Consider the following 15,403-nt stretch of genomic DNA (forward strand, 5'->3'; position numbering starts at 1 on the left):
TTAAAAATGTGGATAAGCGAATACCATGAGAATGGCAACCGGACAGATAAACTTCACATACCATGGCCAGATTCGCCAAAACAATGATGATTCAATTTCTGGATTGCCCTGCTTCAGCTCTTCGAGTAATTTATTCCGTTTCCATATCCAGCCAACAACGACAGCCCAAACCGCACCAAGTAATGGCTGCATATAAACCGTTGTTGCATCCACAACAATGCCGAATAATGTGCCAAAATGTAAGGAGATAATAACACTGGCAATCAGAATCAAACCGCCTATAACCCAGGTTGCAACATGGCGCTCCCATTTTAATTCATCCTGAGCTGCTGCAACCGGAACTTCCAACATTGAAATTGAAGAAGTTAAAGCAGCAATAACCATCAAAACAAAGAAACAGAAACTAAGTGCTATGCCAATCCCGCCCATCGTTTCAAACATGGATGGCAATACGGTAAACACAAGATCAGCTGAACTTTTTAATTCACCGGTTTTCGTAAAAATCTCAACACCGTGATTTTTAGCAACAAACATTGCCGGCAAAATCAAAAGTCCCGCACAAAAAGCAACACCCGTATCAATCGTTGCAACCTGCGCTGCCGTTTTTGGCAGGTTCACATCTTTTTTAAGATATGAGCCGTAAACCATCATCGAACAACAACCCAGCGATAAAGAGAAAAAGGCCTGTCCCATCGCATCAACTAACAAACCGCCATTGATATGTGAAAGATCGGGGACCAGATACATCTTCAGACCTTCCATTGCACCATCCTGCGTGAAGATATAAATAATCATAACTGCAAATAGAACGAACAGCATTGGCATCAATCGGGTTGACCACTTTTCAATACCATCTGCAACACCTTTTTGAACAACAAAAATGGTCACCAGACCGAATAATAAAGCCAGTACAATATTCCGGCTATCACCGAAATTAACCAACCAGTCGGCGACAGTTTCCATACCCATCGATTGAAGAATCGGAGCAACAGCATATCCCATCAGCCAACCGGCAATAATGGCATAAAAACTCAGAATAAATGCAGCCGTTAACAAACCAATAAACCCGAAACTACCGGCGGCAAACCGGTTACTTTTCCAGATGGAACGAATTGAAGAGATAGGGTTAGACTGACCATAGCGTCCGATGGTCAGTTCCGCAACTAACATCGGATAAGCCAATAAGAACACCATCACCAGATAGATCACTAAAAACGCGGCGCCACCGTTATCCGCAGCTTTTGTCGGAAAACCCCAGACGTTTCCCAAACCAACCGCTGAACCTGCTGCAGCCATGATAAAGCCGATTCTCGACGAGAAATGACCTCTACTACTACTTGCCATACATATATACCAAATTAAAACACATCATCATCTTCAGAACATGCCAAAGACTGTAAAAAAATCTTTACAACAAATGAAAAACATCCATTTGTCAAAGCGTGGCAAGTAAACCAGTTTCGGAATAAAATTGAAAGGCAAAAATTGTAAATACTTCTGTTTTTTTGAAGATATCAGGCTTTGTTTTCTGAACAAAACAGTTTTTATACAACTACAAACTATTCATTAACGTTTAAACAACATAAAACTCCAAATGAAATCCGACTAAAAATACGGCTTATTTCGCTTCTTCTTCAAATGTTTTATTCCACAGAGAATACAGAAACCCTTCAATTATAAAATTTCAAAAGAAATGTCATATTTATTAGATCAATTCGATCTTTTTGTATTCATTTCTCTAAGTTATCTAAAGAATCGGAAAAAATTTTCGATAACTTCATATAGTCTTTCTATTATTACTTTGATTAATAACCGTCGCTTATACCTTAATTAGGGTGTTTTATATGAAGTTAAAATCAATACAAACAAAAATTGCACTGACCGCCGGTATCTGCCTTTTCATAACAGCAGGTATGCTGGTCGTCTTCAGCATTTATTCATCAACAACGACACAAGGCTTTGTTTCTCACAATGTTTCATCATTAGTTAATAACGAAACGGAGAAAAAACTGGTGTCAACGGCACAAGATTATGCTCAGTCAATCAGCCGGCGGCTGGAAGAAGCAATAAGTAGTGCCAGAGCCATCGCAGATGCTTCCGGCGCAGCCAAAGCATACGACTTAAACCACAATGTACAATCCCTGACCAGGCCACTTTTTAATAGCATGTTGGTAAGGGTTTTAAAAAGTAATCCGGATTTAAATGGTACCTACTCATGCTGGGCACCCAATGCATTTGATAATAAAGATCCTCATTTCCGCAATGGCGAAAATGGCAATAATAAGGACACTGGCCGCTTTACCCCATACTGGGTCAGAGACTCATCTGGCAACATTCGGGTTCAATCGTTGGTTGAATATGATTCAACAGAGTCACACCCAAACGGAGTAATGAAAGGGAATTGGTATCAGGTGCCAAAAGCCACAAAAAATGAAACCGTAACCGCTCCGTTGCCATACATTGTAAATGGAAAACATGTTTGGCTGGTAACATTGTCCGTCCCCATTATCGCTGACAATAAATTTTTTGGGGTAGTCGGAGCAGATTATGATTTGGATTTTGTGCAAAAACTGGCGAAAGAAGTTTCCCAGCAATTATATAACGGACAATCTCAGGTCACGATTCTCACTCAAGATGGCTTGACCATCGCCGATAGCGCCCATCCAGAAGCAATAGGGAAACCAATTACCAATATCTTTGCCGATAATTCGAAAAAAATCATAGAGTCAACAAAAGCGGGAAAAGTTACCGTTTCTCTGGATAAAAAAACAAATAATATCCAAATCTTAGCACCAATCAGTCTTGGTAAAACAAACATTAAATGGGCCATCACAATATCGGTGAATAAGAATCTTGTACTGGAGGATGTCGATAAATTAGTCAGTGAATTATCCACCAACAATTCATCTGATGTTCAATGGCAGATCATTATTGGGGTGATAATTACTATCCTGGCTATCATCGCACTGGTTCTGACCGCTAAAAAACTGGCGACTCCGATTCTCAGTGCCGTCGACATGGCGACATCCATATCAAAGGGTCAGTTCAATAAACGACTAGACTACCGAAGTGAAGATGAAGTCGGTCAACTTGCTGAATCTTTGGATAATATGGCGGTTTCGTTACAAGGCCAGGTAGAAATTGCAGAACAAATTGCCAAAGGTGAACTGAATATCGATGTCCAACTTGCCTCTGACGAAGACCAGCTTGGTAATGCTCTTGACCTTATGATCCAGGATTTGAACAATCTTGTCGGACAAATAAAACAGCGCTCGGATGTCATTTCAACAACCGCATCAAATGTATCAGACTTAAGCCATGACTTATCTAACGGGGCAAATGATTCAGCTTCAGCCATCACTGAAATCAGTGCGACCATAACCCAGATAGCTGCACAAATCCGTCAGACATCCGATAATGCAGACAAGGCCAGTCAGCTCTCTAAACGAAATTTTGAATCTGCAGAAAAAGGTAATGCATTAATGGCCGAGCTTCAGGATGCAATGCAGGAAATCGAACAATCAGGTCAAGACATTAATAATATTATTGGTGCCATTGAAGACATCGCTGAACAAACAAATTTACTGGCACTCAATGCCGCAATTGAAGCCGCTCGTGCGGGCGAACAAGGCCGGGGCTTCGCTGTTGTTGCTGACGAAGTCAGAAAACTTGCAGCCCGAAGTGCAGAAGCAGTACAACAAACCAGTAAATTAATTGAAACGTCTTCTGTCAAAACACAAAATGGTATCCAGTTGTCACAGGATACGGCAAGTGCTTTACATGAAATTGTGGAAACCGTTGCTGAGGTTTCGGATATCATGAACGAAATTGCGCAGGCCGCCGGAGAACAGGCGGAAGGCGCCGAACAGGTATCTCAGGGCATTAATCAAATTGATGAGGTAACACATAAAAATAGCCAAAATTCTGAGGACTGTTCAACGGCCGCAAATGAACTAACTGAGCAATCAGAAAAACTCAACGATCTAATAAAACAGTTCAACCTGAAATAAAACACACCACCATGCCCCTGTTCTGAAAATCAGTTCAGGGGCGATAATTGCCGTTCAAAACTCAGATTATTTCGTAAAAAAATAGGCTAAAAACATTACTTACTATACAGTAGCAATTGAGAGTGATATTAGATAATTACCTTTTTTGATATTACTATTCTATTTAACATGACTGAACATTAGGTTATATGGATAAAGTCTATCATCTGCTCACCCTTGCAATTGTTGCTATTTACTGGTTATTAGTTGCATCAGTAACAATCAGGGTCGTAACCAAACGAACCGCCGTGAGTGTCTCATTGGCCTGGTTAATGGTTATCTATATTGTTCCAATCCTCGGTGTCATCTGCTACTTTCTTTTCGGAGAACTGAATTTAGGAGGGAAAAGAGCAGAAAGAGCCAGGGAAATGTTTGTCCCCTTCCGTTCATGGTTCAAACAACTGAATAGCTGTCAGGCGCATGCGACTGACACCATGGGTGAACACATCTTCAAAATTGACGAATTATGTAATCATAGGATGGATATACCCGCCCTGAGTGGTAATACTTTAACCCTGCACTCAGATCCGAATAGAACCCTTCGTTCAGTCATTGACGATATTCAAAATGCGCAATCTTCAATTCGGATGGTATTTTATATCTGGCACCCGGAAGGTTTAGTCAAATCCGTTTCATCTGCACTCATACAGGCAGCCAAAAGAGGGGTTTCTGTTAATATTTTGCTCGACGCAGCAGGTAGTCACCGCTTCTTTTCCAGCGCCTGGTTCACGATGATGAAAGATGCCGGTATAAACATCATCCCTGCCCTGGAAGTAAATATATTACGTATCTTTTTCCGGCGTATTGATTTACGCCAACACCGGAAAATCATCATCATTGATGAAAAAATCGCGTATACGGGCTCAATGAATATGGTCGACCCAAGTACATTTAAGCAGGATTCCGGTGTCGGAGAATGGATTGATCTGATGGTCAAAGTAACCGGACCAACGGTTAACGTTCTGGCTGCTATACATTGTTGGGACTGGGAATTTGAAACGGGTGAGCGTAACTTTCCGACACTACCGGAATGCAAACTGGTACCCAATGCGGCTCCTCATCCGATACAAGTGGTTCCGTCCGGTCCGGGACTACCGGAAAACCTGATTCTTCAGGTTTTAACACTGGCTATTCATCAGGCCAATGAGTCAATTACCATTACAACGCCTTATTTTGTTCCCAGCGCGGATCTGGTCAATGTCCTTAAACTAACCGCACAAAGGGGCATCACCGTCAATATCGTAATCCCCCATAGAAATGACTCTCTGATGGTCAAATGGGCATCCCGTTCATTTTACGGTGATCTTCTTGATGCCGGAATTAATATTTATGAATTTTATGGTGGGTTACTTCATACAAAATCCGTTGTTATTGATGATAAATTTTGTCTGATTGGAACCGTCAATATTGATATGCGCAGCTTATGGCTCAATTTCGAAGTGACGTTGGCCGTTGACGACAGTGATTTCACCAAACAGTTATATGAGATTCAAAATCAATATATACAACAATCACATAAAGTGATTTATTCTGAATGGCAAAACAGACCTTTATACAACAAAGTATTAGAGCGTATTTATTACTTATTTAATCCGTTGCTTTAAGACCTGATAACCATCAATCCGATTTAACGTAAAAAATAAACGCAGTTACAAATAATTAATTAACATAACAAGGACTCGTAATGTCAGAAAATAAAAAAACCCAACTCATTACCATGGGCAGAAAAAACCAATGGACCCAGGGTGTTGTTAACCCTCCGATACAACGAGCATCTACTGTTTTGTTTAATTCTGTTTTAGAAAAACATAAAGCAACAACGAACAGAGCAAATAAAACTCTTTTCTACGGGCGCCGGGGAACAAATACACATTTCGCACTTCAGGATGCAATGACACAACTCGAAAACGGTGCCGGATGTGCACTATTTCCGTGTGGTGCTGCAGCCATTGCAAATACAATCCTCTCATTTGTTGAAACCGGAGATCATATATTGATGGTTGATACATGTTACGAACCGACACGGAATTTCTGTGATGTTATGCTGAAAAAAATGGGTGTTGAAACAACCTATTATGAACCGACCATCGGCAAAGATATTGGCTCCTTAATTCAACCCAATACCAAAATTTTGTTTACTGAGTCTCCAGGGTCCATCACAATGGAAGTTCAGGATATTCCAGCCCTTTCTCGAATAGCCCATGAGCACGGCATTATTGTTATAATGGATAACACGTGGTCTGCCGGCCTTCACTTTAATGCCTTAGAACACGGGGTTGATATTTCGATTCAGGCGGCGACGAAATACATTGTTGGTCATTCAGATACCATGATAGGCACAGCCGTTGCCAAAGCGCCCTATTGGGACCAGTTGCGTGAACAAGCTTATCTTATGGGACAGTGTGTTTCGCCTGACGATGCCTATAGCGCACTCAGAGGATTAAGAACATTGGATGTTCGTATGAAACAACACCAGTCCGGCAGCCTGAAGATTGCTCAGTGGCTGGAATCACAGCCCGATGTCGATCATGTTCGCCACCCGGCTCTGGAATCCTGCCCGGGAAATGATATTTTCAAACGGGATTTTACCGGCGGAAATGGCCTGTTTTCATTTGTCATGAAAGGAAGTCACCCAAAAGCCACCACGGCATTGCTTGATGGCATGAAACACTTTGGTATGGGATACTCGTGGGGTGGATTTGAAAGTTTAATTCTGGCGAATGAACCCGAAAGCTTTAAGTCATTACGTACAGTCGCAAATCCGAATTTCAGTGGGACATTATTCCGCATCCATATAGGTCTGGAAGACCCGGACGATCTGATTAATGATCTGGAAGCAGGATTAAACCGGTATCGAAACATGCTTCAACAGAAACCAGAATAAGTGAAACGAATAACTACGTGAGACGATTTGGCTCACGTAGTTTCACTCTCTTTTTGAGCGCAAAAACAGTCAATACTGTGCTCATTAATTAAACCACAAGCCTGAAGGTAAGAATAACAAATAGTTGATCCAAAAAATTTAAATCCACGCATCTTTAAATCAAGACTGATTTGATCAGATAACTCTGACGTTACCTGAAAATCTTCCTTTCTCTCCGGGCGTAAAACCACGGGCTTACCGCCAACATATTCCCAGAGATACCGGCTGAAAGAACCAAACTCATTCTGAATAGCTAAAAAAACTTTTGCATTACCAATCGCAGCCTGAATCTTTCCCCTGTGCCTGATAATTTCGGAGTTATTCACTAGCTGTTCAACCTTTTCTGCGTCATAATTCGCTACCAATGACGGTTCAAAATTATCAAAAGCCTTCCTGTACCCTTCTCTGCGTCTTAGAATCGTATACCAGCTTAACCCGGCCTGAGCAGATTCCAGAATTACAAATTCAAACAGAGTTCTATCATCGTATACCGGAACACCCCATTCCTTGTCATGGTATTTAACGTAGTCAGTTTTGGATAAATCCAGCCATGGGCATCTTTTTTTCTCCACAGTCACCTCTTCTTATGTGTAGTGGTTATGTGATGATTTTTCTACAAATTTCTGAACGCCTTATTCACTTTATAAGCCTCCGATGTGACATAAGCTTCCATATTTCTGACCGACTGCTCGATTTGTTCTATATCATCAGACAGATTATTCAATAACTTATCCGGTGCTTCACCCTGCTTCCATGAACGTTGCTTCAAAGTATGGGCTCTCTCAAAAACGTCCTTATTATTACCAGAATGCTCCGTTGATTTTTCCAGCATCAAACTTAGAGCGATATAAGCAAGAAAGACAATGAATCCACCACCTAGCAAAGTAACCGATATGACAATAATTCTTACCAGCCATACTTCAAGTCCGAAATAATTGGCGATTCCTGCACATACCCCTGATATTTTACCGTTTACCGGGTCCCGGTATAATTCTCTATTTGCCATCGTATCCCCGCCAGTTTGGTGCTTCATCATCCAATATTTTTTCCAGTGTTTTCACTCTTTGCTTGAGCGACTCCGTATGCTGGATAAGCTGGTGAAGCTGTTGTAATTCGTCTTCGTTCAGCCCCTGACTGGTATACCGCTTACTCCGGTAATGTAAAATTAACCACAAAGGAGCAACAATAAGAACGAAAATCACCAAGGGTACAAAAATAATAGGAAACATCATCATTTGTTGCTATCTGCCTCTTTATTAAGTTTTTGTTTTAGCGCTTCCAGCTCTTTTTCAATTTCGTCTTCAGCCTGAAGCTCAGCAAATTGATCCTGTAATGATTTTTTCTGCGCTGATTTAGCATATGAATCCGCCTCAGCGTCTAACTCATCAATTTTGCGGGAAAACTGTTCAAATTTAGCCATCGTGTCATTTGCCTGACTTTTATACAAATGTTTTTGTACATTACGACGATTCCCGGCAGCGGTATTCCGAATCACTAAGGCTTGTTGTTTTGCTCTGGTTTCAATAATTTTTGATTCAAGCTTATTAATTTCTCCGGTTAATTTATCCACGGTTTCATCAATAATAACTAACTCATTTTTTAAATCATTAATGATGTCCACCAACTTCTGTTTTTCGATTAATGCGGCTCTGGCCAGGTCTTCTCTGTTTTTTGATAGCGCTAATGTTGCTTTATCACTCCACTCAGAGACCTGATGCTCTAATGCGGTTATTTTCCGGGTCAAATCTTTTTTGTCCGCAATAGCTTTCACAGAATCACTTCTGACTTCAACCAAAGTGTCTTCCATTTCCTGAATAATCAGCTTGATCATTTTTTCCGGATCTTCGGCTTTATCAAGCAAAGCGCTTATATTTGAATTTACGATATCAGCAAATCTTGAGAAAATACCCATATTGGTTACTCCTATTAAAAATAAACACTGTCTCTTTTCCAATATCAATTGCCATGCCAATATATTAAAGTCGAAAAAACAAGTAGTTAAACAACAACAATGATCATGAGCACTTCATTTTAGTGAAATTTTAACCTAGGAGTGGTAAATTTAACCAAAAAGGCGATGTTATGAAACCACGAGACAATCTTATTGGAGAATCACCAAATTTCACAGCCATGCTGGAAAAAGTATCTCTTCTGGCAAAAGTTCAGAGGCCGGTGCTGATTTTTGGCGAACGAGGCTCCGGAAAAGAATTGATTGCCTCACGTTTGCATTATTTATCATCCCGTTGGGATCAACCATTCCTGACAATGAACTGTGCCGCCTTATCCAGAGAACTGGTCGATTCAGAGCTTTTCGGTCATGAACCGGGCGCTTTTACCGGAGCCAGGCACCAGCATCAGGGCCGTTTTGAACGAGCCGAAAAGGGAACCCTCTTTTTAGACGAAATTGCAACAGCTCCTCTGCATGTTCAGGAAAAACTATTACGGGTTGTCGAGTACGGTGAATTCGAACGGGTTGGCGGGCACAAAACACTGAAATCAGATGTACGTCTGATTACTGCAACCAATCAAGATCTGCAGGAGCTTATCAATAAACATGAATTCCGGGCCGACTTACTTGATCGCCTGACCTTTGATGTTATTCATGTTCCACCGCTTAGGGAACGCCAGGAAGATATTCTGCTTCTGGCAACACATTTTGGTATCAAGATGTGTCGTGAATTAAATCTATCCTATTTCCCGGGGTTCAGCCGGAGTGTTGAAGACTCACTGCTTTCATATCAATGGCCCGGAAACGTAAGGCAACTCAGAAACGTCGTCGAGCGAGCTGTCTATGTCAATCAACACACGGACTCTCCAATCGACAGTATTATATTCAACCCGTTACAAAACCCATATCAGGCAACAACCACTGCTGTGCACAAGAATGTTTCCTCTTTAAAAAAACCGGATTTTTCATTACCGCTTGATCTGAAATCATGGCTGGAAAATTCAGAAAAACATATTCTATTAACCACACTGGAAACTCTTCATTTCAATCAGAAAGAAACCGCTAAACAATTAAATCTAAGCTATCATCAACTAAGAGGGCTGATAAGAAAATATGGGATTTCGACAAAAAATAGCCAATAAAACCCTGCTCTTATGCCTTTCTCATTGGTAGACAATGCTAAAAGTGTTAAAGTGGCGCTAATTCAAAAGGGATCCGGATATTCCCTCATTATTAAAATTCTTTTGAATATGAAAATACTATCAAATGTAATACTAGGCCTAATCAGCCTGGTTACACTATCAGCATGTAAAGATAACGTTGATCACAATAACATTCGGAAAACCGGTTTTGTTTATTGTGCTCAGGGGAATTCAACGACTTTTAATCCTCAACTTGCAGAGAGTGGTTTAATTGTCAGCGCATTAGGCCCTCAAATTTACGATACCTTACTCGTCCTCAATGATAATAATCAAAAACCTCGGCCTAATATTGCGGAAAGCTGGACAGTTAGTGACAATGGTACCCATTACGTCTTTAAATTAAGAAAAAATGTTCATTTTCAAAATACAGCCTGGTTCACACCATCGAGAACCCTTAACGCCAGAGATGTTGTCTTCAGTTTTGATCGAATCATAAATCCCGAAAACCCTTTTCATTTCGTCAATGGTGGACACTATCCATGGTTTGACGGAATCAATTTCGTGCAATTGGTCAAATCCGTAAAAATGCTGGATGACTACACGGTAGAATTCATTCTTTCAAAACCTGACAACAGTTTTCTTTCCAATATTGCAACGCCTCATGCGGTAATATTGTCCGAAGAGTATGCAGACCAGCTTATACTCGAAGACGAAAAAGGAATGTTAGACAACTTCCCTGTCGGAACCGGTCCTTTTTATGTTGATGAATTTCACTCCGATGACTTCATCCGTCTACGAAGAAATAATAATTACTGGAATGGTGTAGCAAAAATGGCTCAGGTGGTCTTCGATATCTCTCAAAGAGGAACAGGAACCTTAGCCAAACTGCTCTTAAATGAATGCGATGTGCTGAGCACACCGATTTCCAGTCAGATACCAATTATCGAACAAAGACCCAACATCGGTTTACTGTCGGCTCCGGCAATGAATGTATCGTACATCGCAATCAACACTGAACATCCGGCAATCAAAGATCGTCGGGTCAGAAAAGCCATTAGTATGGCAATAAACCGTAATAACATTCTGGATTCGGTCTACTATGGAACCGGTAGTATTGCTTACACAATGCTTCCTCCATCATCATGGGCCTATCAAAAAGATACGTTTAATGTCCGTTATGATAAGAACTACGCTTTGGGTTTATTAAAAGATGCAGGATTCGATTCCGGCTTAGAATTGACCATGCTGGTCCCTCTAAAACCTTCATCTTATAATCCAAGTCCGAGAAAAACGGCTGAACTGATTCAGTCTGATCTAAAAAATGTAGGAATAACATTACACCTGATTTCTGAGAAACGGGTAAGTAAAGAAGAATTGAATAGTGTCGACCTCATTATTACCGGATGGTCAGGCAAAACAGCGGATCCGGATTCTTTTTTAAGGCCGATTCTCTCCTGTTCTGCGGTGAAAAATGGCCGGAACTTATCCAAATGGTGTAATCCGGATTTTGATTTTCTGCTGGATCTGGCCACAGAAGTCAATCGCCCAAGATACCGTTTGAATATTTACAGACAAGCACAATATGTTATTAACGACGAAGTCCCGGTAATTCCTTTGGCTCACGGAATGCAATTTAAAGCGTATAACAAAACTCTTAAGGGGTTTAAAATCAACCCGTTTAATGTTGAACCGTTTAATCATGTTGAGAGGGTTCAATAATGCTCGTTTACATCCTTCGCAAATTAGCTCTTTTTATCATCACTCTGTTGATTCTTACGTTAGTGGGATACAACATCATCCGATTAGATACCACTTCACACTGGGCATTAGATAATTTCTGGAGTGGATGGTTTTTATATATACGGGAGTTGGGCCATTTAAACTTTGGACTCAACAATCTGGGAATACCGGTTATTGAAGAACTCAAAGTCGTATTCCCGGCTACTCTGGAATTATGCGTACTTTCCTTTATTATTTCGTTGCTTGTTGGAATTCCTTTGGGAACCATAGCAGGAATGAAACAGGGAAAATGGATAGATACTGTTATTTCTTTTATCTCAATGTGTGGTTACGCGGCACCTGTGTACTGGGTTGCGCTTATCCTTATACTGGTTCTTTCCCTGAACTATCAGCTTTTCCCGGTTTCCGGACGTTATGACCTGTTATACCAGATAGATCATGTGACCGGATTTACATTAATTGATGTATTCTTATCTGACAGCGCAAACCGGCAACAGGCCATAGAAAGTGTCATACAACATTTAACGTTACCCTGTATCGTTTTAGCCTTATCTCCAACCACTCAAATAATCCGACTGATGCGAGAATCCGTATCGGATGTTATTAATCAAAATTATGTTCGGGTAGCAAAAATCCGGGGACTATCTCAATACAGCATTATCAGAGAACATATCCTCCGAAATGCCATTCCACCGATTATTCCTAAATTTGGACTTCAGCTATCAACCATGTTTACCATCGCCGTGATTACCGAATCCATATTCAACTGGCCGGGTATTGGCCGGTGGTTGCTAAATGCATTAGCCAGAGAAGACTATGTGTCCATTCAGGCTGGCGTAATTGTCGTTGCCTCCGTTGTATTAACTGCCAACATTTTATCCGATTTATTTGGCGCAATCGTCAACCCTCTGGTAAGGAAAGAATGGTATGCTAACCAATAATGTTTATCAGGAAGAGCACATCCCTAGCCAGTTCGAACGATTCTGGAGAAGCTACCGTACTAACAACCTTGCGATGTTTGGATTATGGTGTCTGCTGATACTGATTCTGATAACCGTATTGGCTCCCTGGATATCACCTCACAACAGCCAGTTGCAAACCGGGAACCTGCTTTTACCTCCGTCATGGGATCCATCCGGTAGTGTGGATTACTTCTTTGGTACCGATGATTTGGGCCGGGACATTCTATCCCGTGTTATTGAAGGTTCCAGGCATTCTCTTGGTTATGCCATCATAATAACAATGGTATCCACACTAATAGGATGTCTGATTGGAATTCTTGCCGGAATGACGTCAGGCATACTGTCCAGTACATTAAATCACCTCTTAGATACTATTGCATCCATTCCATCTCTGCTACTAGGCATTATATTTGTTGCTTTTTTGGGTACTGGAGAAATTAATGTCTTGTATGCAGTTACTCTCGCACTCATACCGAGGTTTATCCGATCATTGTATGTAGCAGTTCATAACGAAATTGAAAAAGATTACATTATGGCGGCAAGGCTGGACGGGGCAAAAGATATTTATCTGCTCTGGAACTCTATATTACCCAATGTACTTACTGTTATTGCATCTGAAATTACATTTGCATTATCGACCTCCATACTCGATATCACCGCTTTGGGATTCTTAGGACTTGGGGCTCAGGCACCAAGTACAGAATGGGGAGCAATACTTGGTGACTCGGTAGAACTATTATATCTTGCACCATGGACAGTGACACTTCCCGGTCTGACCATTATGTTTACTATTATCATCGTTAATATAGTCGGTGATGGAACTCGTCGGGCAATTAACGCGGGGATCGAGTAATGCCAATTTTAGACATTCGCCACTTAACTATCGAAATCGATACGCCGCAAGGTATTGTTAAAGCGGTCGACCGGATGAGCCTGACAATGAATGAAGGTGAGATTCGGGGACTGGTTGGAGAATCCGGCTCGGGAAAAAGCCTGATTGCTAAGGCCGTTGTCGGGTTGTGCAAAGATCAATGGAGAATAACCGCCGATCGCATGAGACTGGGTAATGTTGATTTATTACAACTAACGCCGAAAGAACGTAGACGAGTTATTGCCAGAGATATAGCAATGATCTTTCAGGAACCATCAACCTGCCTGGACCCATCAGACACTCTGGGGAAACAGCTCATCGAAGCCATTCCTTCACGAGCATTTAACGGAGCTTGGTGGCAAAGATTAGCCTGGCGTAAAAAACAGGCAATTGCTCTTCTTCACAAAGTGGGAATCAAAGATCACAGCCGGGTTATGGATTGCTATCCGTACGAACTGACAGAGGGTGAATGTCAAAAAGTAATGATAGCCATGGCCATTGCAGCGAAGCCCAAAATTCTCATTGCTGATGAACCAACAAACGACCTGGACCCCATTACACAGTCTCAGATTCTGCGGCTGCTCAGCAGGATGAATCAGGTTGATAACACAACAATTCTACTAATAGGACATGACCTGACAACCATTACTCAATGGGCAAACCGCATTACTGTAATGTACTGTGGACAATCAGTTGAATCAGCAACAACCGAACAGATCATAACGGAGCCTAAGCATCCATATACTTTGGCTTTATTAACAGCCATGCCTGATTTCAGCGATGCGATTCCACATAAACAAAAATTACATTCCCTGCCAGGAACCATTCCCCCTTTACAGCACTTACCAATAGGTTGCCGTCTTGGTCCAAGATGCCCTCTGGCTCAGCGCAAGTGCATTGTCGTTCCCGAAAGTACCATAATAAAACGTCACAAGTACGCCTGTCATTTTCCATTAAATACCGAACAGAGAGATGAAAAATGAGCACCCCATTACTAGAAGTGTCTGACTTATCAAAATCATTCTCTACCCGTTCAGTTTTTTTTCGTAAAAAATATCAGGAAGCGGTCAAACCGGTGAGCTTTTCACTTGAAGTTGGTCAAACCATTGGATTTATAGGGAAAAATGGCTCAGGAAAATCAACTCTGGCTAAGATCTTAGCCGGGGTAATTGAACCGACAACCGGTGAAATACGAGTCAATGGAGACTTATTACACCACAAAGATTACGAAACCCGCTGTAAATTAATTCGGATGATTTTTCAGGATCCAAATACATCGCTTAATCCACGAATTCAGATAGGCCGGATATTGGATGGTCCTTTAAGACGGAATACCAATATGTCTGTAGAAGATCGTCAAAAAAGAATTAAAGAAACCTTGCTCAGGGTCGGACTATTACCAGAACACGCTTACTTTTATCCACAAATGCTAGCTACAGGACAAAAGCAAAGGGTTTGTCTGGCCCGCGCTCTCATTCTCCAACCATCCATCATAATTGCCGATGAAGCATTGAACGGACTCGATATGGCCATGCGTTCACAAATTATCAACCTGATGCTGGAATTACAGGAAAAAATGGGCGTATCTTTCGTATATGTATCTCAGCATATTGGTATTATCAAACACATAACGGATAAAGTCATTGTTATGCATGAAGGTGAAGTTGTTGAATCCGGCTATACACAAGAAGTATTGGCGAACCCTCAGCACATCGTCACCCAACGTATGATAGAAAGTCATTTTAATAAATCGTTGGTATTTTAACTG

General features: G+C 41.3%; 14 protein-coding genes. 9 read left to right on the plus strand and 5 right to left on the minus strand.

The genetic code is table 11. The features are described 5' to 3' along the window. Positions 1-1,344: a sodium-dependent transporter gene (locus LRQ06_RS01425; protein ID WP_232764661.1), complete on the minus strand. Its 1,344-nt coding sequence runs from the start codon at positions 1,342-1,344 to the stop codon at positions 1-3. A 500-nt stretch (positions 1,345-1,844) separates the two neighbouring features. Between LRQ06_RS01425 and LRQ06_RS01430 the strand changes: the two genes are divergently transcribed. The 3 genes from LRQ06_RS01430 to LRQ06_RS01440 all read left to right on the plus strand — a co-directional run bounded on the left by LRQ06_RS01430 (position 1,845) and on the right by LRQ06_RS01440 (position 6,933). Continuing rightward, positions 1,845-4,010, plus strand: coding sequence for a methyl-accepting chemotaxis protein (locus LRQ06_RS01430; RefSeq protein ID WP_232764662.1), 2,166 nt, complete (start codon positions 1,845-1,847; stop codon positions 4,008-4,010). A gap of 188 nt (positions 4,011-4,198) precedes the next feature. Then, a complete protein-coding gene (gene cls / locus LRQ06_RS01435; protein ID WP_232764663.1) occupies positions 4,199-5,653 on the plus strand; it encodes a cardiolipin synthase in 1,455 nt (484 codons plus the stop codon). Positions 5,654-5,733: 80 nt separating this feature from the next. Continuing rightward, positions 5,734-6,933, plus strand: coding sequence for a cystathionine beta-lyase (locus LRQ06_RS01440; protein ID WP_232764664.1), 1,200 nt, complete (start codon positions 5,734-5,736; stop codon positions 6,931-6,933). A 32-nt stretch (positions 6,934-6,965) separates the two neighbouring features. Here LRQ06_RS01440 and LRQ06_RS01445 read toward each other — a convergent pair whose 3' ends face one another. Genes LRQ06_RS01445 through pspA form a run of 4 tightly spaced genes read right to left on the minus strand, consistent with a single transcriptional unit; the run spans position 6,966 to position 8,884 of the window. Then, positions 6,966-7,544, minus strand: coding sequence for a DNA-3-methyladenine glycosylase I (locus LRQ06_RS01445; RefSeq protein ID WP_232764665.1), 579 nt, complete (start codon positions 7,542-7,544; stop codon positions 6,966-6,968). 41 nt (positions 7,545-7,585) lie between these two features. Next, a complete protein-coding gene (gene pspC / locus LRQ06_RS01450) occupies positions 7,586-7,978 on the minus strand; it encodes an envelope stress response membrane protein PspC (protein WP_232764666.1) in 393 nt (130 codons plus the stop codon). Then, positions 7,968-8,204 carry an envelope stress response membrane protein PspB gene (gene pspB / locus LRQ06_RS01455; protein WP_232765449.1) on the minus strand — a complete coding sequence of 79 codons (237 nt, stop codon included), beginning with the start codon at positions 8,202-8,204 and terminating at the stop codon, positions 7,968-7,970. Before pspB ends, pspC begins: the two co-directional genes overlap by 11 nt. Beyond that, positions 8,204-8,884 (minus strand): phage shock protein PspA, encoded by a 681-nt coding sequence (gene pspA / locus LRQ06_RS01460; RefSeq protein ID WP_232764667.1) that lies wholly within the window; start codon positions 8,882-8,884, stop codon positions 8,204-8,206. Before pspA ends, pspB begins: the two co-directional genes overlap by 1 nt. Positions 8,885-9,054: 170 nt before the next feature. On the opposite strand from pspA, the gene pspF reads away from it, so the two are divergent. The 6 genes from pspF to LRQ06_RS01490 all read left to right on the plus strand — a co-directional run bounded on the left by pspF (position 9,055) and on the right by LRQ06_RS01490 (position 15,400). Beyond that, positions 9,055-10,062, plus strand: a complete 1,008-nt coding sequence (gene pspF / locus LRQ06_RS01465; protein WP_232764668.1) for a phage shock protein operon transcriptional activator — start codon at positions 9,055-9,057, stop codon at positions 10,060-10,062. Between the two features lie 108 nt (positions 10,063-10,170). Beyond that, entirely contained in the window at positions 10,171-11,781 is a 1,611-nt protein-coding gene (gene sapA, locus LRQ06_RS01470) for an ABC transporter substrate-binding protein SapA (protein ID WP_257794071.1), read from the plus strand. Beyond that, entirely contained in the window at positions 11,781-12,743 is a 963-nt protein-coding gene (locus LRQ06_RS01475) for an ABC transporter permease (RefSeq protein WP_232764669.1), read from the plus strand. Before sapA ends, LRQ06_RS01475 begins: the two co-directional genes overlap by 1 nt. Beyond that, positions 12,730-13,617 (plus strand): ABC transporter permease subunit, encoded by an 888-nt coding sequence (locus LRQ06_RS01480; RefSeq protein WP_232764670.1) that lies wholly within the window; start codon positions 12,730-12,732, stop codon positions 13,615-13,617. The genes LRQ06_RS01475 and LRQ06_RS01480 overlap by 14 nt, the downstream gene beginning before the upstream one ends. Next, positions 13,617-14,618: a peptide ABC transporter ATP-binding protein gene (locus LRQ06_RS01485; protein ID WP_232764671.1), complete on the plus strand. Its 1,002-nt coding sequence runs from the start codon at positions 13,617-13,619 to the stop codon at positions 14,616-14,618. Before LRQ06_RS01480 ends, LRQ06_RS01485 begins: the two co-directional genes overlap by 1 nt. Further along, complete coding sequence (locus tag LRQ06_RS01490) at positions 14,615-15,400, plus strand: peptide ABC transporter ATP-binding protein (protein WP_232764672.1); 786 nt, start codon at positions 14,615-14,617, stop codon at positions 15,398-15,400. The genes LRQ06_RS01485 and LRQ06_RS01490 overlap by 4 nt, the downstream gene beginning before the upstream one ends. The last annotated feature ends 3 nt before the right edge of the window (positions 15,401-15,403 follow it).

Source organism: Vibrio salinus (assembly GCF_021272385.1).
Lineage (GTDB): Bacteria > Pseudomonadota > Gammaproteobacteria > Enterobacterales > Vibrionaceae > Vibrio > Vibrio salinus.

Excerpts from the sequence above, each read along its gene's own strand:
- LRQ06_RS01425 (WP_232764661.1), bottom strand. The coding sequence starts at position 1,344 with ATGGCAAGTAGTAGTAGAGGTCATTTCTCGTCGAGAATCGGCTTTATC.
- LRQ06_RS01430 (WP_232764662.1), top strand. The coding sequence starts at position 1,845 with ATGAAGTTAAAATCAATACAAACAAAAATTGCACTGACCGCCGGTATC.
- cls (WP_232764663.1), top strand. The coding sequence starts at position 4,199 with ATGGATAAAGTCTATCATCTGCTCACCCTTGCAATTGTTGCTATTTAC.
- LRQ06_RS01440 (WP_232764664.1), top strand. The coding sequence starts at position 5,734 with ATGTCAGAAAATAAAAAAACCCAACTCATTACCATGGGCAGAAAAAAC.
- pspC (WP_232764666.1), bottom strand. The coding sequence starts at position 7,978 with ATGGCAAATAGAGAATTATACCGGGACCCGGTAAACGGTAAAATATCA.
- pspB (WP_232765449.1), bottom strand. The coding sequence starts at position 8,204 with ATGATGTTTCCTATTATTTTTGTACCCTTGGTGATTTTCGTTCTTATT.
- pspA (WP_232764667.1), bottom strand. The coding sequence starts at position 8,884 with ATGGGTATTTTCTCAAGATTTGCTGATATCGTAAATTCAAATATAAGC.
- pspF (WP_232764668.1), top strand. The coding sequence starts at position 9,055 with ATGAAACCACGAGACAATCTTATTGGAGAATCACCAAATTTCACAGCC.
- sapA (WP_257794071.1), top strand. The coding sequence starts at position 10,171 with ATGAAAATACTATCAAATGTAATACTAGGCCTAATCAGCCTGGTTACA.
- LRQ06_RS01475 (WP_232764669.1), top strand. The coding sequence starts at position 11,781 with ATGCTCGTTTACATCCTTCGCAAATTAGCTCTTTTTATCATCACTCTG.
- LRQ06_RS01480 (WP_232764670.1), top strand. The coding sequence starts at position 12,730 with ATGCTAACCAATAATGTTTATCAGGAAGAGCACATCCCTAGCCAGTTC.
- LRQ06_RS01485 (WP_232764671.1), top strand. The coding sequence starts at position 13,617 with ATGCCAATTTTAGACATTCGCCACTTAACTATCGAAATCGATACGCCG.
- LRQ06_RS01490 (WP_232764672.1), top strand. The coding sequence starts at position 14,615 with ATGAGCACCCCATTACTAGAAGTGTCTGACTTATCAAAATCATTCTCT.